Origin of the sequence: Pseudoalteromonas sp. JC3, assembly GCF_030291895.1 — a bacterium.
Lineage (GTDB): Bacteria > Pseudomonadota > Gammaproteobacteria > Enterobacterales > Alteromonadaceae > Pseudoalteromonas.
In genome coordinates, this window is sequence record NZ_CP127856.1 from 38437 (window position 1) to 59209 (window position 20773).

A 20773-nucleotide genomic window follows, 5' to 3' on the forward strand; every position below is an offset into this window, starting at 1 on the left:
ATTTTTAACGAAGCTAATATGCTATTTCACCCTTCAAATTGATTAGAGAATTAATTCAATTGGTATTATGCTGTGTGCTCCTCTTTTGACAAGGATAAGATTGATGGATTTTAGATCTGATACGGTTACGCAACCGACCCCCGCCATGAAACAAAGCATGTTTGACGCGCCGCTTGGTGACGATGTTTATGGTGATGATCCGACAGTGAATGCACTTGAACAGTTTGCGGCTGAGCGTCATGGTTTTGAAGCTGCACTGTTTACCTGCTCAGGCACGCAAGCAAACCTGCTTGCACTGATGAGCCATTGTGAAAGAGGGGATGAATATCTTTGTGGCCAACAGGCGCATAATTATAAATTTGAGGCGGGTGGAGCGGCTGTGCTTGGCTCTATTCAGCCGCAACCATTGGAAAACGAGGCCGATGGCAGTATTTGCTTAGAAAGAATTAAGCAAGCGATTAAACCTGATGATTTTCATTTTGCGAAAACTAAGCTGCTTAGTTTAGAAAACACCATTGGTGGCAAGGTGTTAAGTCTAGAATATATCGCACAAGCCAGAGCGCTGTGTGACGAACATGGCTTAAAGCTCCACCTTGACGGTGCAAGAGTCTATAACGCTGCAGTCGCGTTAAAGGTTGATATCACAGAAATCGTAAAGCATTTTGATTCATTTACTATTTGCTTATCTAAAGGACTTGGCGCGCCGATTGGCTCTTTATTGCTTGGTGATAAAGCATTGATAGAAAAGGCGAGAAGGCTTAGAAAAATGCTTGGAGGTGGTATGCGTCAGGCGGGCATGCTCGCGGCGGCTGGTCTTTATGCTTTGCAACATAATGTAGAGCGTCTCGAGGAAGATCATCAAAACGCGCAATATTTAGCTGATAAACTTGAGCAATTGCCTGGGTTTAAGCCATGCAAGCACTTAGTACAGACGAACATTATCTTCGCTGAAGTGGAAGCTGGCATTGATCTTTTTACTATAGCAAAGCAGTTAAAGGCAAAGGGCATCAATATCACTCCAGGATATCAAGGCATGCGATTTGTGACGCATATGGGAGTGAGCCGCGCCGATGTGGATGAGCTAATAACAGAACTCACCAATTTGTTGATGTGATAGGTATTATATTTCGTTACATTTAACGTATTCTATTTGGGAACGTTTACTGCTAGTTTTGTGCGAAGTTATATAAGGAAAATTCAATGCTCTCTTCGTTGATAAAGGCGACGTTTGGTATTTCTGCTTTGCTAATCAGCACCGTAAGCATTGCCAATTCGGTCGATTTTTCTGTTGGTACTGGCTATCCATTTTTTGGTCAAATCGAACTTTCTCTTCCACAAGCCGATAGTAATAGTCGGTGGTACGGAAATTACCTTATCGGTTTAGATGATGGGTTTTCTATAGGCTATGAGAAAGCGGTGTCTGATAATAACAAACATGCAATAGGCGTGGTGTTAGGGGCTTTGGGGGCACGAGATGCTGGGCCAGCATGTGAAGATGATGATGATATTACATGTGGTATTTTTGAGCCAATTATCGATTTACTTGATGATGAAACCACCAATGGTGCAGGTTTAAGTTATAGCTATCACTTCTCGGGTATAAATCAGTCTGGATGGAGTGTGAAGCTGGTGGCTGGTTATGGCGAAAGCGGCGAGTCTCATAAAAAGCGTGCTGATGGCAGCTTTTTAGTTAGTTACCAATTTTAGCGCTCTCTTGTGATGGCTCTTATAGAATATTTCACCACGGATTTAGATTAGACAGGAGCTGACTTACCACTTTTATACCAATCAGCTACATTGAATAGTCTATTTTGGACTCAGAAAGTCTCGCTGATAATACCAATTTGCTTAATTAAAAGATTGATTAAGCGCTATGAAGAATAAAAGCCAAGTGCCTAAAGAAACTTGGCTTGTTAACGAGTAGTACAATATTTAGCACTACTGCTTAACTACTGACGATACTTTTAGCTGGCGTGTTGCTCTTGTTGGGTACAGGTGTTTTCGCGTTAGATGTTAAAGGCATTACCGCTGGGAAAGTAGCGATTTGAGCGAAGCTATAGGGATAATAAAGATTAAGGTTTTTACTTAACTTAAAGTCTATGTGCTCGATAGAACCTCTTTCGTGGCAGGTGATTGCAGCTTCAAGTCGAGAAATAGTTTTGTTCATCGTTATCTTCTTTTCTCTATTACCCTGACTATTTATCAATTCATCAATTTGCAATATATATTTTATCGGATAGTAGTTATATAACGAGTAACTTACAGGGTTGTATCGTGTGAGTTCAAATGGTTGATCGCCATTGTTATCAAATTGAATTTCAAATCGATTTTTCAGCGTGTGGTCCACGATTAACGCCACGCAACGCTCTTCATTCAAAAATAAGAGAATATAAGCAAGTAAAACATCGACCCAGCTGCCACGGTTATTTTTTCTCGCAACTTCAGTTAAACCGCTTTTGGAGCTGAGGATCCACTTTGCAAATTCTCGTAGCCAAACTTTGAAGCCATGAAGCGTTTCTAATGTCAGCTTATCTACAACCAATGCACAAGCTTCAATCGCGAGTAAAAGCCAGCGCGAGTCTATAATACCCAAGCCATATTTATTGCCCGTCCAAGGCATAATTTGCGCAAATTCCATGTGAGGCGTCATTGCTGTATTTTCATTGATAAACCAAGTTTTTATTTGTGACTCAATGAATTCGATTTTATCGTTGCTGGGCGTATCGCGGTATGAAAGAGAAACAGCATGCAGTCTTGCACAGACTTGTGCTAACTTGGGCTTATCAGAAATACTAGCTAAAAAAGGGTTGGATCTACTATCTCTATGTTGAACTGTTTCTCGACTTTTCGTCAATGGGTTAGTATTTTCATTAACATAGTAATAGGGAGCGAAAGAGAGGTAATCTCTATCACAACCACTAGGTGGTAATATGGCTTTTTCAGATATAGAAATGACACCTTGTTCCATGGCTTGTTCAGCAAGGCTGTGTAAATCGGCTTTGTTTGCTTGAAGTAATGCTTCTTGATACTTAGACTTAAGATGCACAAAGTACTTGTGTAAGTTTGCATCGCTTTCAATCTCTAAGTTTTCAACAACACCTCTGACTTTTTTTCTGTAGTTAAATATAAGTTTAGATATTGATAGGTTAGTTATAACCTTTAGATTTTCCTTCATGCAACTTCTCTAAATCATGGTTTGTTGCATATAATAACCTAATTGCCCCTGTAGTAGGTAATGATTTTGAAATCATACAGTTGAGTTGATATTGAGAAAAATAAACGAGATAAGGCGGGACAAGGCCGCCTTATCTCGTAAAGGGGATTAAAACTTATACTTAACGTTAGCGCTGATAGTTCTACGTTGTCCATAGAAACAATCGCCACGGAACAAACAGCTGGTAATAACCGTTTTATCGGTGACATTATCGACTTGTAAACTGAATTGATATTGTTCAATGTCATAGCCAATCATCATATCAATAAGGTTAAAGTTATCAGTCACTAATTGCTGGTGTAGTGTTTGGCCGTTTAATTCAACTGTGCGACTGCCATCATAGGTTTTTCCTACATGTCGAATACCCGCGCCAAATTTTAGCCCTGGAAGCCATTCATCTGCGCGGTACGTCGCCCAAATTGAAGCTAAGTGCTTAGGTGTTGCTGAGAGCTGAGTATCATCTGTGATGAGCGTAACCAAATCTTGTGCTACATAGAGCTCTGTAGGTGACAGCGGAGAAACGTCTTGTTCCGTATCTAAATAAGAATATGCCGCATAGATATCAAGGTGCTGCCACTCAAGTTGGGCCTCAAGCTCTAACCCTTTTACCGTGATTTCACCGTCTTGTACTTCAAATTCGGGGGAAACTTTTCGTATTTGATTTTTGTCTTTAATTTCAAATACAGAGGCAGTGATAAGGTGTTCAGTACCCGTTGGCTGATATTTCAAGCCAAGTTCAACTTGCTCGCCCTCAAGCGGTTTATATGCGCCACCTTGTGGTTTTTGTCCAAATACAGCCTTAAATGATTCAGAATAGCTAGCATAGGGTGCTATGCCATTCTCAAACTGGTAAAGCAAACCGATCCGACCTGTAGTGGCATTCTGACTATTTTTTATTGCACCTGCTGTTTGCACTTGATTTGAAACGTCATCATAGCGAAGTGCCGCATTGAGTACCCAGCTGTTTACTTCCGCAGTAACTTGCGCATAAGCACCAAGCTGCTTGTTGTTTAGCGTATTTTCGGGGTTATCGACAACCGCTGTTGGTAACTCAGTGCTTAGTCCATACACTGGGTTATATAAGTCTAATGGTGCTGCAACGCCGCGGCCGCGATCAGAATCCGTATCCGCATTTTGGTAATCAACACCTGATACCATAGTGAGTTTAACCGCATCCAGTTCCAAATATTTATGGAATTGAAGATCCATCGTCACACTACGTGCACTTGAGTCGGTGAGGCTGGCGATACGCTTAACAGTGCGTTTGTCGGCTTCAAATTTTGGTGGCCAAGAATAAATGGTACGGTACTCGGATGAACTATCGCTGTAGCGACCGGAGAACTTAATATGTGTGTCTAAATCAAAGCTGTGCTCAACAATAGCGGTGATCGCTTGTTGCTCAGTATCATATTTATCCCAGCCAGGCTCGCTGACGAAACGCTCACTGGGAATTTGGCCGTATTTTGCAGGTAGAATAGTGCCTTCATGCGGGAAGAATTGCGTTGAAGAGCCTGATTCATTTCTCTGAAGGTTGGCAAGCAAGGTAATTTTAGTTTCATCTGAAGCAAGCCAGCTAAAGCTTGGTGCAAGCATCAGTGTGTTGTCATCAACATAATCGGTCTGCGTGCCGCTGTCTCGATACATGGCAACAGCACGTGCTTGATACTCTTGCTGCTCACCAAATGTGGTGTTGTAATCAAGTGCTAGTTGCTTACGGTCGTAGTTGCCCACTTGTGCCCAGATCTCACCTTCAGTGTCTGCTTTTGGTAATTTTGATACTGCGTTGACGATACCACCTGTAGACCCCTGTCCGTAAAGCACGGATGAAGGACCTTTTAAGATCTCTACGCTTTCAAGTGCATATGGGTTAGTACGGGTATTGTTGTAATTGCCAAACAATTTTTGCAGGCCATCAACATAGAGTAAGGGGTCGACGCCACGAATTTTAGACCAGTCGCCTCGAGTATCAACACCATATGGCCCATTATAAACACCTGCAACATACCCAATCGCATCTTGCAGCGTTTCTGCACCTAAATCAGAAATACGTTGCGCTGTTAATACCGAAACTGAGACAGGCGTTTTGACGATAGGAATTGCTGTTTTTGACGCGGTAGCACTAACGTACGAAATTAAGCCTCTTGGGCTAACTTCAATAATTTCAATGTCGTCTTTATCTTGTTTTGTTTGCTCTTGTGCAATTGCCGAGCAAGACAACGCCAATGCAACACTGGCAATAAGGCTTGGATATTTGTATTTAAATGAGCGCATGATTAATCCCTATGATCTAAGTTTGCGCAAATGATATTGTAGATGAGAGTGATTATCAATATTACTGTTCTGTAATTTGCAAATATTACAAAGCATTATTCTAGTTACAACATTCGCCACGTTTTGTTAATTGTTGTGCCCTATACTTGAGCGTCGCTCAGCAGCACAGCGCTTTGAGCAGTATTTAACGTTTTCCCAATCTCTTCGCCATTTTTTCCGCCAATAAAATGGGCGTTTGCAAATAGGACATACTTTATAAGGTAGGTTTACTTTCTTATGAGCCATTTGAGGTTTATACCAATTAGTCTTAATATTTGCTCAATTTGAAGGAGCCAATCTGACGCTAGCTGCGTTAAAAATTTCTCATTTAGAACAACTAAATAACCTGAGCTGCGGATAATTAATGCCTTTCTAGCAGCCAGTTTTAGCGCTAACTGCGTTGAATTCACTTCCAATAGCCAGCTATTGGTGCGTAAATTCGCCTTGCCTACAGGATGTAGGTACCTTAGCGAGAGCAGGACGCGGAAGCGGTGTTTTCCCTAAAACTCTCTGGCTAGACAAGGAAAAAACTAAGTTGTGCTTTAGAAACAATGAGTTAGAACATTCCTTATCCAAACCTCAGGTTAAATAGCAAAATTTTCGTCTTGCCTACACGGATGTAGGTACCTTGGCGATAGCAGGACGCGGTAGCGGGGTTATCGACAAGGTTTTCTCGCCTCAAAATAGATCATTTAATTAAGCCAATTGGTATTAGTCATTTTTAGTATTCATACGGTAGTGATGAAAAGTGAGATCAAAAAAGCCCCATAGCGAGCGCTGTAGGGGCTTTAGAAAGGAAACAGTGAAGGTTATGCTGATGGGATGAGTGCATACCCTCCTTTTAAATGTCCGATATTATTAAAGCCGAGTCGTGCTAGCGCCTGTGCTGCAACTTGTGATCTACTGCCGCTGCGACACACCAACACCAACTCTTTCGTCTTGTCTTGGCTTTGTTTGCAAATAAAGTCAGTAAGGCGGGTTAGTGGCACATTTTGATCAAACGCTCTGTTGTGATTTAGAGCATATTCATGCGGTTCACGTATATCAATTAACAGCACACCTTCGTTGTTAGCGATGTGAGCATTGAGCTCTGTTGTGTTGTACTCGTGCAATTCAAATTGGTTTTTATTGCAAACCGTTGCGCCACACATGATCTCACTGCCAGCCTCATCAACAATGTTTTTGTCTATTTGCGCCTTTTTCTCAACAAATACATCAACCGCAATGTCATGTTGAAGCACACTATTTAATAGTAAATTTCGACTACACTCTGCCGCTAGGGTGGTTGCAAACTCATTGTTGTAGTCGTGACTTGGGCATAACAAGGTATCTGTGTCGATGAGCTGAGCAAGTAACTGAATGCTATTCAGCATCGCTTTTGGTGAGCTGGTGGAGAAGTCGGTTCTACCTAATGCCCCCATCAGGATTAGGTCACCACAAAAAACGTATCTGATGGCGTACTTATCTTGTTGTTGCTCCAATAGCATAAAGGTGACGCTATCTTCCGTATGTCCTGGGGTGGTTAGTTTTGCAAGACGGTAGTGACCAATAACTAGCGCTTCAAGTGACTGGCCTTTATAGTCAATTTGTGTAGTTTGAGTTGGCCAGCCTAAATGGTCGCATGTTTGTTTTGGTAAATTCAGTGTGGTTCGACTCGATTCGTGATCGGCGTGCCCATGTGTATCAAGCGCAGCGAGCAGTGTTAGCTGCTGGCATTCCAATATCGTATTAAGACGTTCTACCAGCTCAGGAAGTGGATCGATAATAATCGCCGTTTTTGACTGCTTATCAGCAAACAACCAACAGCATGCACCACCCACTTTAAATTGTACTAGGCCGTCAAGCGCTTCTTTATTGTTAACGCCATTCGCCGCTTGCATGAGACAACTGTGACCGAGTGCCTGAGCACAATGGAGAATGCGCTCACACGCCGCGTCTATTTCAGTTTGGGTTGTGGCAGGACCAAAAGACAGTCGAATAGCCGATTCGCTTTGCCATGCAGGGAGTCCCATGGCATCTAGCACAAAACTGCGCGTTACCTTTGAACTGCACGCTGAGCCCGAGCTGACACGGATGTTTGCTGCGTCAAACAAATCCATGATTTCTTTTGAGCTAAATCCCGGAATTGCAAAGTTTAGTGTAGTCGGAACGCTATTACTGAAGTGATTATTAAATACAATAGTCGGGAACGCATCTTTGAGCGTTTGTGCTAGTTGATTTCGAAAATCGTGTAGTTTATCTACGCTTGCAAATTGGCTGTCATTTTCTTTTAGCAGTTCATCAAAAATCACATTCAGCGCGGCAAGGCCTGGTAAGTTTTCTGTCCCAGAGCGTAAACCGCTCTCTTGACCACCGCCAGCAATAAATGGCGTAAACGGCGCGGTTTCTCGAATATAAACAAAACCGATGCCTTTTGGTGCATAGAGCTTATGACCGCTAAAAGGTGCGTAGTCAATAGTTGTTCTCGCTAGGTTTAAATTGCGTTTACCCAGCGCCTGAACACAGTCAACCATCCAAAAAATATTTGAATTATGCTTTCTTATTACGTTTTCTAATTGGTTCAGGTCTTGATATACACCGGTTTCATTATTGACAGCCATAGTGCAAATCATTAGCGCATTAGGTACTTCATTTGCGATAAACGCTAAATCCAGATTACCTGCACCATCAACCGGAATGGCTTTGACATCGGCATTAATTTCTAAAATTTGATTCCAATGTTTAAGTGACTCTGGTACTGCTTTGTGTTCAGTTGCCCCGTAAAGTAGTGTATATTTTTTGTTTGGCTGTATCTTCTTTTTTGCTTCACAAAGGGCTGATAGTATGCCGGTTTGGATGCCCTCTGTTGCGCCACTGGTGAAAATCACTCGACCATGACCAGAACCCAGCACCGCACGTGCTTTTTGACGAGTTTGTTCCATCAGTTGCTTAGCCTGTAGGCCTGTAATGTGGCTGCTGCTCGGGTTACCAAACATGGTTTTCATGGTAACCAATGCTGCGTCTGCTGCTTGCTCTAATACAGGGGTTGTTGCATTAGCATCTAGATATATTTGAGGTAACACCGATTCTACTGTCATGATTGTGCCTTTAGGTATAAGCAAATTACCGATATAACAAAAAGTAATAAGTAATTATTTATAGTTATAATAAGGGAGATAGGCGTGCGTTTCAACTATTGAGGATGTGTTTATTGCATTCAGGTGTATTCACTTTTAATGTAAATTTAATTTGAAAAAAGTGTATTCATCATGTTTAATTGCGTTCGCTCAAATACTAGATGAGTATGGTAACGGGTATTAATAAGGAAAGGCTCTTTGAGTAATGGATGAATAATGTTGCAACGAATAACAAAACCGACGATGTGGCCCTTATTTTTTACATTGGGTGTGTACGCTACGTTGATCTGGGTACAAGGCTTTTATCAAGCACTTGGTCAAATTATCAGTGAATCCCATATTGCGCTGACCATGGCGTTGGGATCGTTTGTGGCAGGTGGAACTGCATTAGGCGGTGGCGCCGTCGCCTTTCCTGTGATGACTAAATTATTAGACATAGATCCCGCTACGGCCAAGGTATTTTCTCTCGCGATACAAAGTTTTGGTATGACAGCGGCGACCATTACTATTTTCTGTCGCCGTATTCCGGTATATAAAAACGTTATTTTAATGGCGTTGCCAATGGCTGCGCTTGGTGTAACGCTCAGCCTATTGTATATCGCGCCTCTGGCACCAAGGCTCCTCGTTAAGTCTATTTTTAGTTTTTTGTTGCTCTGCTTTGCACTAACACTGATTTTGAGATGGTGGCGTAAGGCACATCATCAACCTAGCAGTGAGTTTATCCAACCTAAAATGCTACGCTTTATGGCCGTAGCGTTAATCGGAGGTATAGCGAGTGGATTAGTAGGGTCGGGTGCAGATATTGCACTCTTTGCCTTGTTGGTGATTGCTTATAATGCAGATGTGAAAAAGGCGACTGCAACCTCCGTCGTGGTGATGACGTTTACCTCATTGATTGGAAGTAGCATTAATGCGTGGCACCTCAATACGATCAGCAGTGAAATAAATGGCTATTTGCTAGCGGCAATACCGATTGTGGTCGTTGGTGCTCCATTAGGCGCTTATGTTTGTTCAAAAGTAAAAGTGGGGCATCTGGTCAGTTTTCTTTTAGTCTTGATTGGGCTTGAAGTGAGCTTTACCTGTTATGAGTTATATCCGACGCTGCTAGGATTGTTTTAATCTAACGCGGTTTACAAAATTGGGTAAGCCGCGAAGCGAGCAAATAACGAAGTTAGATTACGCTCGCTAAATAAAAATATCCATCTGTTACACTTTATTATCATCTTTTCGTGTATTGCAAAAAACATTACATTTTTAAAATGTAAATGATAGTTGTTATCATTACTATTGTTTTGCTAAACTTCGCCCCCTCTCTGATAAATTATTTTCTGAAATAGGTATTTGGCTTATTTCACCACTATCCAATTGCGTAGTTTGGAGTTAAAAATGCAATACTCTCGCTCTTCTGTTCTTTCCGCCTCATGCGTTGCGGTTAAGTTGGCTTTACTAGGTGCAAGCACAACGGCTTTTGCTTCTGAAGACATAGAAAAAATCAGTGTTTATGGCAAACATAATAAAATTATTTTGCAATCTGGAACTGCAACTAAGTCCAATATGGATCTTATGCAGACCCCCGCCGCGGTTGTTGTTGTTGACAAAGAGCTACTAGATTCGCAAAGCGCAGCGACTTTACAAGAAGCACTACGCAACGTAAGTGGTTTGTCTCAGGCCGGTAATAACTACGGCATTGGTGATTCACTAATGGTTCGTGGCCTAGGCGTAAACTATACCTACGATGGTATGTATGGTGGTGCTGACTTAGGGAACAGCTTTAACCCAACACGCTCCTTAACCAATATCGAAAGTATTGAAGTGTTAAAAGGTCCTGCTACAGGCCTTTATGGTATTGGTGCTGCAGGTGGTGTAGTTAACTTAGTTGAGAAAAAGCCACAGTTTGAACAAGCGCTCTCAATTAACGGTAAAGTGGGCGCATGGAATACTTATGGTTTGGGCGTTGATTTTACAGATGCAATTACTGACAAGCTTGCCTACCGTGTTGTTGCAAACCATGAGCGTAGCGACGGCTATCGAGATCTAGAATCTAATAGAGACGAAATCTATGCAAGCTTACGTTTCGACCCAAGCAGCGAGCACTCATTTTTACTTTCAGCGGCCTATATTGATGATTCGCAACAAGTAGATTCAATTGGCGATCCGGTACGGATTATTAACTGGGATAGCATTACTGGGCAACCAGGACTGGTTACAGCTGATCGCTTGCCAAATGACCCACAATATGATGCTGAGAAAGGTAAGTGGTTAGGTGTACAGCTGAATGATGAACAGCGCGCGCAACTTGCTGAGTCAATTCGTATTGGCGATGGCCTAAAGCCTTTCAATCTTGGCGATGGGAATCTGATTTCTCCTTTATCTCGTCCTAATGAAGGTGAAGAGTTACGGATAAAGCTTCGTCACGATTGGTACTTAAATCGCAACTCGAAGCTAACCCAGCAGGTATTATGGCGTAGCTATGATTCTGATTTTGTTCGCCAAACAGGTGCTTACAATTATGTTTATTGGGAGCGCAATGGTGTGATCAATGCAAACCCAAGAGCTCCGCTTGTGATTGATGATGTGCTATATCCTTATGCGGCTCGCCGTCAAGAGTATCGCCGTCAAGTTGCCAGCGAAAAAACTTGGCAGTACTTTGCTGATTTACAGTTAACTTGGGATATGGCTTCTTTGAGCGGTGAGCATTTAGTCAGCGTTAACTATGAAAATCGTGATATGCGCTTAAAAAGTTGGTCTGCATATGATGCCGATGGTAAAGGTTCAATTCCATATATCTTAGACATTCGCAGTCCAAACTGGCCAACAGGCGAATTCGAGGATTATGACCCATCGCTACGTAGTAACTACGATAAAACGCTTACGGCGTATGGCATTAGTGCACAAGAAGTGGTGTATATCACTGATGCACTAACTGCTCGTGCTGGTCTTGCATATACTAGCGTTGAACAAAAATATCAGCATTTAGGTACTGATCGTTCACCAGAAGAGAGTGAAGAGCTGGACACGGATGATGCAGGTATGACGTATAATATTGGCTTGAATTATCAAGTGACCTCTCAGCTTTCTGCTTTTGTAAATATGGCAAAAGGTCGTACTGCATACAGTGTACTGGGTAGTCTAGAAAATGAAGCTGATGCAAATCGTAAAAACAGACCTGACTCTGAATCTGAAACGTTAGATATTGGTGTGCGTTTTACTGCCTTTGATGAAGATTTATTGGGCTCATTAGTGTGGTTCGAAACTAAACGCACAAACCTAATGTATAACAATCCTGAGTATAACGAGCAGCCAGGTGACGACTACAATGTCAGCGTTCCACGCTATTTCTTCGATGATGAAGATGAGTCAAAAGGTGTAGAGCTTGACTTAAATTTAGCATTGAACGACCAAATCAGTGTGAATATGAACGCGACTTATCAAGATGCTGTTGAGATCCGTTCGAATGAACGCTCAGGTCAAATGAAAGGGGTACCGAAAAAGTTTGCCAGCACGTGGGTGAAGTATACCCAGCCAGCTAATTGGTTTGGAGGGACTCTAGAGTACAGTCTTGGAATTAACTATGAGAGTGAACGAACAATTAATTCTGTTTCTTTCGGCCTGCCTACGGCAACTATTGATGGTTATACTCGCTGGGATGCTGCAATTAAGTTCGATGCTGAGCAGTTCGATATTCAGCTAAACCTTGAAAACCTAACTGACGAGCGTTATTACAGTAAAGCATTGTTCTTAGGTGGCACGCCTGGCAACGAGCGAAATGCTAAATTGAGCTTTAACTATAGGTTCTAATTGGTTCGCAAATAAATAAGGAGGGAAGTCCCTCCTTATTCTTTCTAAGCAGTCGATGCTTAGTCGCGTTTAGATTAGTTAACCCCTGAACAGGATAAAAATCAGTTATTTAATGTAACAAGTGATACGAGTGAGAAGCTCGTGTGGTGGTGTATCTCTAACATCATTTAAGTATTCTTCGATAACAGGCACATCGGCAGGTTCGAACTCACTGTTAGGTAACCATTGTCCAAACAGGTACTCGTAAGGCGTTTCAAGAGAAGCATAGTCACCTTGGTAAAGTAGGCTAGCTGTTTTGCCCGATGGAATGGCGAATTCACAAAGCCCCTCTGGGAGAGATGCGGTTGTCTTTGGCACTAAAATTGTTGCCATTGATTTTAGTTTGCTTTCCTCGACGGTTTTTGGGTCGTCAAAATATACACCAAAGAAACGCGTATCCGCACCTAATAAGCCTTGTTGCTGCGCCAGTACGTTTAATTTTTCAAATGCTTGACCGATTTGCATGTAATCGCCATGGTGCTCAAGTCCGATTAACGTCATTTGCTCATTGCTGCCTATTTCTACATTAAACATATTCGAATCCTCTTCTACCTTAATGATATAAAACTCGGCCGCACAGCCTTTTGCCTTGGCCTGTTCATGTTGGCGAAATAGGCTAGGTGGTTGCTTATATCGTTGAGAAAATGCTCGGCTAAACGCTTCAATACTTGCATAACCGGTATGCTCAGCCACCTTTGCAATGGAGTCTTGGGTGCGAATTAACATACCTGCAGCAACATGTAGTCGCATTCTTCTTACGGTTGCATTGATGGTTTCCCCAGCGATTGAGCGATAAACACGGTGAAAGTGATAAGTCGACATATGGCATTGATCAGCAAGCGTGATCACATCAAGTTCGCGATTAATATTGTTATAGATGTAATCAATAACAATATTTAAGCGAGTAGTGTATTGGCTCAGGGTTGTTGCTTTTCTAGTCATCATTCACTTCATTGTTGGTTTATGCGGCCACTTTTACCAATTCGCCTCAAAATAGATCACTTAATTAGGCGAATTGGTATTACAACTCCGAAACTTACGTCAGAGTTGATATGGCTTATCATGGCAGAACTCGATTTGATAATGTTTGCTGATTTGTACTTTACGCAACTTATTGGTTTTCCGTAAGTGCTTTTTCCACAGCTTTTAAAATAGATGATTTGGTAGACGGTTTGGTGATGTACCCAGTGAGCCCCAAAGACGCCCACTTTCTGATTATATCTTTGTTTTTATTGCTGGTTAGCGCAATGATAGGAAGTTTTTTACAATGTGGAATATTGCGAATATTTTTGGTTGTATTGTAGCCATCAAGTTCTGGCATAAATAAGTCCATAAATACCATGGTGAATTTATGTTTTCTCAATGTTTTTATAGCACCTAACCCGCTGGTTTCACAGTCTACTTTATACCCCTCATCACGTAGGATCTTGGCTATCATCTCTCGATAAATTTCGTTGTCTTCCACCACCATTATTTTTACTTCTTCTTGCTTGGTTTCAAGCGCTTTTGGTTCGCTAACATCAACCTCACCGGTATCACCTACTGGCAATACATTTTGCGCTAATTGCGCGCACTTAGAGTTGTCTTTTTCGCTCAGCAATGCTGTAAGCTCAGCGATAGAGAATTGTTTATCTTTCAATCTTTTTGTTAATTCATGAACGCTATCTGCCAATTGGTGTTCTAGTTCATCCAGCAGTGGCGATAAGTGTTTTTGTTTTAATTCATTTAGCAAGTCATCTTGAACTTTATTAATCCCTTTTTCATTGTCGAGATTACGTCTTACCGTTTGTAGCGTTTCATCCGCTTTTTGATGATACAAAGCTGCATCATCAATCAATTGCTTTAGCTTGTCATCTATGCGACCAAAATGCTCCTCTCTGATTTTAGCAACCTCAGACGTGCCTTCCGTACGAACCAAAGCATTATGTAAGATCATACGAAATCGGTAGTTCTCATACATCGGTTTGTAGACAAAATAATCGGTAAAAATACCTTTCATACAACATCGAAAGGCCACGCCTGACTCTTTGTTTTCACACAGTAAAATATTTTCATGAGCATAGTTAAGTAAGCCATGCTTGGCGAGCAAACTATAGATTTCGACGCTTTTTGCGACTGTCTTTCGAGCAATAACAATGACATCTGGTGGAGACTCAGTTAGCACTTCAGCTACTTCTTTATGACTAGTGAGAGTACGGTATTCATTGACTTGAGAAGCAACAATATCAACAACGCCAGTCATTTCTGCAGGATCGTCGCAAATAATAATCACTTTTGGATGTCGTTGTGCGTGTTCAACGTCTTTTTTATGCATAGATTCCCTCTAACTATGAGAGTATATCAAAGCCTATTAAATTTAATTATTTACTAGAATGAGACTTTTGCAATGCGGATTCAGAGACAGTTTGCAAAAACTCCGACGGGGTACAAGGTGGGTAGTAATAATAGCCTTGAACCGATTCTACTTCGTAACTTTGTACAACGACTAGGTCCTCAATCTCTTCGACACCCTCAGCGACGACCTCTAGTCCAAGTTGGTGAGCCATCTCACAGGTGCTCGCGATAATGACGCGTTTGTTCGGTTGCGTTGAACAGCCATCAACAAAGCATCTATCGATTTTGAGTTCATCAAACGGTAACTCGTTGAGCTGCTTAATAGAAGAATACCCTGTACCAAAGTCGTCAATAGACAGCTTAAAGCCTTTAAGTTTTAAACGCAGCAACACATCAAGCGCACGCTTGATGTTATCTAACAAGTGACTCTCAGTTAACTCTAGAGTGATTTGAGAGGTGGGGGTGCAATACTCTTCGCAAATAGACTCGAGTTTTTCTGGGAGTTTTATGTCTTCTAGCTCTTTCACGCTCAAATTAATGCTGAATTGAAGCGCTTTAAGAATATCTCGATTATAGCTAAGCAAGGACAAGGTTTGTTTCAACAGGCTATAGGATAGCAGGTGAATTAATTCGTTCTCTTCCATTGTCGCGATAAACTGTGAAGGAGGCACAGTGCCATCGGTACTATGATGCCATCTTGCAAGCACTTCTGCGCCAATGATTGCACCGGATGAACTTGCGACTTTAGGTTGAAAATACGCACAAAACTCTTCTCGCAATAATCCCTCATAGATCTCATCTTTACTATAGTTTTGTAGAGCGTGTTGGGACTTTGTGGATGTATTTTGAGACTGAAGCTGACTGTAAAGTTCTTTTAGCTTAGTTGCAGAAAGTGGCTTTTCTAAACTAGATATAATGGTGAGGCCATGAAGCTCTGCCAGTGCAGCGGTATTTTTGATAAATAGACCTTTTTCACCACTTAGCAAAGCGATAGGTGCTTGGATACTTAGTTCGGCAAATTTCCGCAATATCTCTACGCCATCCATTTGCGGCATGTTGATATCAAGTAAAATAAGGGAAGCTTGATGGAGTTCTTGACTTTCTAATGCAGACAGCCCGCTGTTAAACCCTTTAAAGGCGCACGGTGTCTGGTTAGAAATCAACAATTGCAATTGTGTGAGAATAAGCTCGCTATCATCAATCGCAATAATAAGGTGCTTTTCATTTATCATACATACTAGACCTGAATTTTTAGCACGTGTTACGTGAGATCTTCCACATTAAGTATAGAAGCGATTTCAGCTTGTGCATTATCAAAAAGCATCAAACATTGATTCAATAAATTTTCAATTTTTATCTGCTTACCTTCACCTGCTGCATGTTCAAGTTCTGCCATTTTTTCAGAGAGTTGTGTTGCGCCAACAGCCTTCGCCGAGGTTTTCCCTTGATGTGCAATATTCTTGACACTTTCAGGATGTTCTAGGTCTACCCCTTGTAACAGTTTTTTCGTGTCGTCGACAAAGCTTCTTAAGAAAATACTCTGTAACTCTTTATCTGTACCTACATATTCACTGAGTATCACCAAGTCGATATGTCTGGTTGGCGCATCTAGTTCCTCCATCAATGAGGAAGCATTCTCCGCTCCTTGGCTGTTTGTTGGAATGTTGCTCGAAAACCATTTTTTTAGCTTTTTGTTTAATTTCTGCAAGACAATGGGCTTTGCAATGTAATCGTCCATCCCGGCGTTAAAGCAAATATCTTTCTCACCGTCTAACGCATTAGCCGTTGCTGCAATGATAGGAATGTGCTCTAGATTGCGTTCACGTTCATGCTCGCGACGCTGTTTTGTGAATTCATAGCCATCCATCACTGGCATATGGCAATCCGAAATAATAAGCGAAAAGTGATACTGTTCGAGTAGCTGCAAGGCAACTTTACCATTGTCGGCGATAATGCATTGATAGCCTAGCAGTGCCAGCTGTCTTTTGAATAAATCCTGATTATAAACATTGTCTTCAACGACTAAGATAAGCTTGTTAAGTGCTTGGGCATCACTAATTGTAGGCAATGTCTTAAATTTAGTATCGCTGTCGTCATTTGTTGATTCACTGTCGATTAGCCCTTCTAAGGTGGCGATGTGTGAAACGACTTTATAAGCGTAATAAGGATATAGCGCGAGGTTTGAGACGTTGATATTATTTGCATGCGGAAGCTTATCCTGATTATTGTCTAGTAAAATATACTTGCACTCGCTTTCCGCGATGAAAACTTCTTTTCCTTCTGTAGTGAGTTGTTGAAATGCTTCTGCAGTGATAACGAGATAATCAAATTGTTGACTATCAATTAGTTGCGCATTAAAGAGTTCTCGAGGGAATATTTCACATTGGGCTTCATAGATGCGAAGTTGATTTTGCAGATCTTTTTCAAATTTGTCCTCGTCGCCCACTACGGCAATTTTTAGTCTGTCTAAGGTTAAGCTAATAGCGCTGGTTTGTTTTGGCACTTCACAGTATGGCAGAGTGACAATAAAGTTGCTGCCAAAACCCTCTAGGCTTCTACAGTCAATTTCCCCCTCCATCATGGCAACAAGTTTGTGGGTAATGGAAAGGCCCAGTCCAGTACCGCCATATTGGCGTTGAATACTGCTATCTGCTTGAACAAATGGCTTAAAAAGGTTTTCTACTTGTTCTTCGGACATACCTTTACCATTGTCTTTCACGCTAATTTCCATATAACCATCATCGGGAGAACGCCCAATAGTCACTTCTACAAAGCCGGAGGCTGTGGCGGTAGTTTTGGTGAATTTTAACGCGTTACCGATTAGATTTAATAAAATTTGGCGCAGTCTAACCGGATCTCCTAATTGCCAATTCGGTAACTGTGGCGAAAGATAAAAGGCAAGCTTGAGCTTTTTAGAGTCCGCTTGATATGCAAGGAGCTCTGCGAGTTCTTTAATAATTTCTTGCCAGCTAAATGGTGTTGATTCAAGTTGCATTTTTCCAGCTTCGATTTTTGAAAAGTCTAATATGTCGTTAATTATTCGAAGTAGCACCAATGCTGAACTTTTTGCGACTTTGGTGAGGTGAGATTGCTCATGATCAAGGTTAGATTGGGCAAGAATATCCAGCATGCCTACCACGCCGTTCATCGGCGTTCTTATCTCGTGACTCATTGTTGCGAGGAACCGAGACTTTGCTTCACTTGCTTGCTCTGCTTTTATGCGAGCTTGCTCAAGCTCTGCAGAAAAGTTGATACTTTTAGTGATATCATTCTGATAGATGAGGGTGTATTTCCCTGAATCTGTGGTGATGTTTTTCACTAACACGTTGAACCAGTGCAGGATATCTTCACTGACATACTGGCACGTTGTTAGTGCTTGATATTGCTCTTTGTCTTTTGCCTCTTCTAACATGGACAGTAATTCGCTATTGTCTGTCATTGGCAGTTGGGTAATAAATGCTATAACGTCAGAGCCTTTGTTGAGAGAGCTTCCCATGAATTGGTATTCGTTGTGATCAGTTCTTTTGATGTGTTCGTTAAACTGGTTCAGCATGGCTATATGCTGGTCTTCATCAATTAGCAGGATAAATGCTGGGAATGAATCAATGGCTTCTTGAAGCAGCTTTTCTGTCGACTTTTGGACTTTGAGTAAATGCTGCGCTGACATTCTTTCCACATCAGCCTCATGCATTTTTTCTAGGGCCTCTTTTCTCGCGGCGACGAGCTCCTTCTGGATTCTCTTTTGGCGATTGCTTTCATTAACTTGATTCGTTACATCTTTTACGACCCCGACAACAAACTGCGAATTTTCACTTGAGTAGTATTTTAAATTGAAAATGACATTTAGATATCTAGTTGAAGACTCGTCGCTTATTGTTAATTGAAATTCACTAGATTGATCGTGAGTTAAGGAACGTAAGTTTGATTGTAACTTCTTCCTATTGTCACTATCGAGTAATTTTATAATTGGTTTTAAATTATGGTACTCAAGTTCGGGAGTTAAGTTAAACAGTGTCCTAAAGCCTTCAGAGGTATGTGCTAGGTGTTGTCCAACAGCCACCTCAAAACTGCCGATGGCGGCAAGCTTCTCAGATGAATTCAATAAAGTTTGGCGCTTTTGGATAGCGTCTTTTGCAGCTTGCTTGTCTAATTTTGCTTTTTGTTGGGCGCGATAGCTAATTGCTAAGCCAAATAAGCAAAATGCAACTAATGACAACACCTGCCAGATAAACTTAATTTCTATAGTGTAGAAGAGATCTTGATTAAACGCTTCACGTGAATAGGCGTAGGTACCCACTTGAAGCTCCTGATCCCAGATTTTTGCACTTAGAAAGTCGGTTTGGTCAATATTATTAGTAAGCAGTAATTGACTTAGTGGAGTATGCGTGCCGCTAATTTTAATCGCCTCGACTTCCTGCATAGTGTAGTAACCCGATGCGTTTTCTAGGCGAGTATCAAGGCTGAGTTCTAGGCTGCCAAGTAACACATCTAGTTGAGCTTCGTACCAATACAGTGTGTCCGTCAGCCCCTTATCGGATAGCCCAAGACCCGTCATAATCAATATACGGTGACCATCATTACCTTTTATGATTTGTGTAACTACCCCTCCTCGGTGCAGACTTTCTTGATATTGAGAATAAAACGACGCGATCTGGCTTTTGTCTACATACGGAGTGTTATTAAGATTATTCACGGCTAGCGTTTGCAACTGAGATGGTTTAGCGAGATCGGCATTGGTGCTAATACTAGCATATCTAAGGCTTTCTATATGTGGCTTATACCATAGCGTTTTAAGGTGGTTGATACGCTCCAATGAGTGGTTGTTTAGCTGCCTAAGAGTTTGCACTTCAGAGAGATATAATAGCTGCTTTTGGCTTGCAAAATGTTCCACAAATAGCACGGCAAGTACTGACGAAAATATCACAATGAGCTGTGCAGTTTGCGTTCTAAGCGGTGCCGTTTTATATATTTTTAATTCGGTAAACGCTCTAATCAATAGGCAAATTAAAATGATATAAAGCAGCGCAATGATCAAAGAGATAATGAGTGAGGTTTGAGCTCGCTCTTGTGAATTTTGCATAGATGCGGCAGCAGAGTCCTTCATATATTCAAGTAAATTCAGGCTGCCACTAGCGAGCAAGTTCAAATAGGCAGTACTGTTATCCCACCACACATAGTGTGGTAAGTTGATTTCAGCTCCACGGCTAAAGCGGTTTAGGGCTGAGGTGACATAGTCATACTCTCTAGACGCCGTAGCGGCATTGTATAGCTGTACGGTATTTTGATTATCTTTGAGGCTGTCCATCAGTGTGACATGAGTGGCGTAGTATTGTAGCGCGCTTCTCATTGCACTTAATCTAGTGGGCTCTTCATCTGCCGTTAGGTATCGGCTGATCTTAGCTCTGAGTCTGCCCCCTAACTCAATTGCTCTGATAAGTGTGTGAATATTCTGGTACTGAGTTCTATTCTCATTGCTACCAAAATTATGGATGAAGGACTGCTCAGTTTGTATGGTTCGGACTGTATCGATTAAGTGATTAATCAAAATTGTGTAGCGAAGAAATAGTTGCTCGTGGTTGATATTTGCCTGTCTATTGAGCTTTCTCAGTGTTTGTATATCGTCTTTTATGGTCAATTGAAACTGATCGAAGTTATTAATGCTCGTGAGTTTTTCAGCAGTGAGTCTTATTATTTTTTCGTCCGTTTCCTGATAATATGCAAGTAGTCGCGCGTCGTGTTCTTCTTCGGACTTAAACCCCGTAGACATGCCGCGTTCACGTTGCAGACTAAAGATCACTTCAATCGCTTTATCTAGGGCGGAAAGGTTGTTGTAGTATAAAGTCAGACTCTGGTGAACTACACGATTTTTATTAAACTCGTTAATTTCAAGGTAAAAACCACTTAAGCAGACTAGGGAAAAAAGAGTTAGGGAGATTATTTTAAAATACTTGCTCACATTTGC

12 protein-coding genes are annotated in these 20773 nt (G+C 41.5%); 4 read left to right on the forward strand and 8 right to left on the reverse strand.

Going from position 1 to position 20773, the window contains the following annotated elements; all coding sequences use genetic code 11:
• The first annotated feature begins 103 nt into the window (after nucleotides 1–103).
• Nucleotides 104–1114: a low-specificity L-threonine aldolase gene (ltaE, locus tag QSH61_RS19065; RefSeq protein ID WP_206471124.1), complete on the forward strand. Its 1011-nt coding sequence runs from the start codon at nucleotides 104–106 to the stop codon at nucleotides 1112–1114.
• 86 nt (nucleotides 1115–1200) lie between these two features.
• The gene (locus QSH61_RS19070; protein WP_206471123.1) at nucleotides 1201–1707 is read left to right on the forward strand and encodes a hypothetical protein; all 507 of its coding nucleotides are present in this window, start codon (nucleotides 1201–1203) and stop codon (nucleotides 1705–1707) included.
• A 238-nt stretch (nucleotides 1708–1945) separates the two neighbouring features.
• Here QSH61_RS19070 and QSH61_RS19075 read toward each other — a convergent pair whose 3' ends face one another.
• The 4 genes from QSH61_RS19075 to QSH61_RS19090 all read right to left on the reverse strand — a co-directional run bounded on the left by QSH61_RS19075 (nucleotide 1946) and on the right by QSH61_RS19090 (nucleotide 8601).
• On the reverse strand, nucleotides 1946–3175 hold the full coding sequence (locus QSH61_RS19075; RefSeq protein WP_206471122.1) for an alginate lyase family protein: 1230 nt from the start codon (nucleotides 3173–3175) through the stop codon (nucleotides 1946–1948).
• Nucleotides 3176–3322: 147 nt separating this feature from the next.
• The gene (locus QSH61_RS19080) at nucleotides 3323–5485 is read right to left on the reverse strand and encodes a TonB-dependent siderophore receptor (RefSeq protein WP_206471121.1); all 2163 of its coding nucleotides are present in this window, start codon (nucleotides 5483–5485) and stop codon (nucleotides 3323–3325) included.
• A 126-nt stretch (nucleotides 5486–5611) separates the two neighbouring features.
• A complete protein-coding gene (locus QSH61_RS19085; RefSeq protein ID WP_206471120.1) occupies nucleotides 5612–5770 on the reverse strand; it encodes a DUF2256 domain-containing protein in 159 nt (52 codons plus the stop codon).
• A gap of 563 nt (nucleotides 5771–6333) precedes the next feature.
• Nucleotides 6334–8601 (reverse strand): aminotransferase class V-fold PLP-dependent enzyme, encoded by a 2268-nt coding sequence (locus QSH61_RS19090; RefSeq protein ID WP_206471119.1) that lies wholly within the window; start codon nucleotides 8599–8601, stop codon nucleotides 6334–6336.
• Between the two features lie 255 nt (nucleotides 8602–8856).
• Here QSH61_RS19090 and QSH61_RS19095 point away from each other — a divergent pair, with 255 nt between their 5' ends.
• Together QSH61_RS19095 and QSH61_RS19100 are read left to right on the forward strand one after the other, a co-directional pair.
• Entirely contained in the window at nucleotides 8857–9759 is a 903-nt protein-coding gene (locus QSH61_RS19095) for a sulfite exporter TauE/SafE family protein (protein ID WP_102058578.1), read from the forward strand.
• 267 nt (nucleotides 9760–10026) lie between these two features.
• Complete coding sequence (locus QSH61_RS19100) at nucleotides 10027–12438, forward strand: TonB-dependent receptor (RefSeq protein WP_010607498.1); 2412 nt, start codon at nucleotides 10027–10029, stop codon at nucleotides 12436–12438.
• A gap of 105 nt (nucleotides 12439–12543) precedes the next feature.
• On the opposite strand, the gene QSH61_RS19105 is transcribed toward QSH61_RS19100, so the two are convergent.
• The 4 genes from QSH61_RS19105 to QSH61_RS19120 all read right to left on the reverse strand — a co-directional run bounded on the left by QSH61_RS19105 (nucleotide 12544) and on the right by QSH61_RS19120 (nucleotide 20767).
• Nucleotides 12544–13422: an AraC family transcriptional regulator gene (locus tag QSH61_RS19105; RefSeq protein ID WP_248298620.1), complete on the reverse strand. Its 879-nt coding sequence runs from the start codon at nucleotides 13420–13422 to the stop codon at nucleotides 12544–12546.
• A gap of 166 nt (nucleotides 13423–13588) precedes the next feature.
• Nucleotides 13589–14791, reverse strand: coding sequence for a response regulator (locus QSH61_RS19110; protein WP_010607500.1), 1203 nt, complete (start codon nucleotides 14789–14791; stop codon nucleotides 13589–13591).
• A 46-nt stretch (nucleotides 14792–14837) separates the two neighbouring features.
• Complete coding sequence (locus QSH61_RS19115; protein ID WP_010607501.1) at nucleotides 14838–16043, reverse strand: EAL domain-containing response regulator; 1206 nt, start codon at nucleotides 16041–16043, stop codon at nucleotides 14838–14840.
• 29 nt (nucleotides 16044–16072) lie between these two features.
• Nucleotides 16073–20767: an ATP-binding protein gene (locus QSH61_RS19120; protein ID WP_206471118.1), complete on the reverse strand. Its 4695-nt coding sequence runs from the start codon at nucleotides 20765–20767 to the stop codon at nucleotides 16073–16075.
• Between the last annotated feature and the right edge of the window lie 6 nt (nucleotides 20768–20773).

Coding starts and splice junctions, on each gene's coding strand:
- QSH61_RS19105 (WP_248298620.1), bottom strand. CDS start 13,422: ATGATGACTAGAAAAGCAACAACCCTGAGCCAATACACTACTCGCTTA.
- QSH61_RS19080 (WP_206471121.1), bottom strand. CDS start 5,485: ATGCGCTCATTTAAATACAAATATCCAAGCCTTATTGCCAGTGTTGCA.
- QSH61_RS19075 (WP_206471122.1), bottom strand. CDS start 3,175: ATGAAGGAAAATCTAAAGGTTATAACTAACCTATCAATATCTAAACTT.
- QSH61_RS19090 (WP_206471119.1), bottom strand. CDS start 8,601: ATGACAGTAGAATCGGTGTTACCTCAAATATATCTAGATGCTAATGCA.
- QSH61_RS19095 (WP_102058578.1), top strand. CDS start 8,857: ATGTTGCAACGAATAACAAAACCGACGATGTGGCCCTTATTTTTTACA.
- QSH61_RS19110 (WP_010607500.1), bottom strand. CDS start 14,791: ATGCATAAAAAAGACGTTGAACACGCACAACGACATCCAAAAGTGATT.
- QSH61_RS19115 (WP_010607501.1), bottom strand. CDS start 16,043: ATGATAAATGAAAAGCACCTTATTATTGCGATTGATGATAGCGAGCTT.
- ltaE (WP_206471124.1), top strand. CDS start 104: ATGGATTTTAGATCTGATACGGTTACGCAACCGACCCCCGCCATGAAA.
- QSH61_RS19085 (WP_206471120.1), bottom strand. CDS start 5,770: ATGGCTCATAAGAAAGTAAACCTACCTTATAAAGTATGTCCTATTTGC.
- QSH61_RS19070 (WP_206471123.1), top strand. CDS start 1,201: ATGCTCTCTTCGTTGATAAAGGCGACGTTTGGTATTTCTGCTTTGCTA.
- QSH61_RS19100 (WP_010607498.1), top strand. CDS start 10,027: ATGCAATACTCTCGCTCTTCTGTTCTTTCCGCCTCATGCGTTGCGGTT.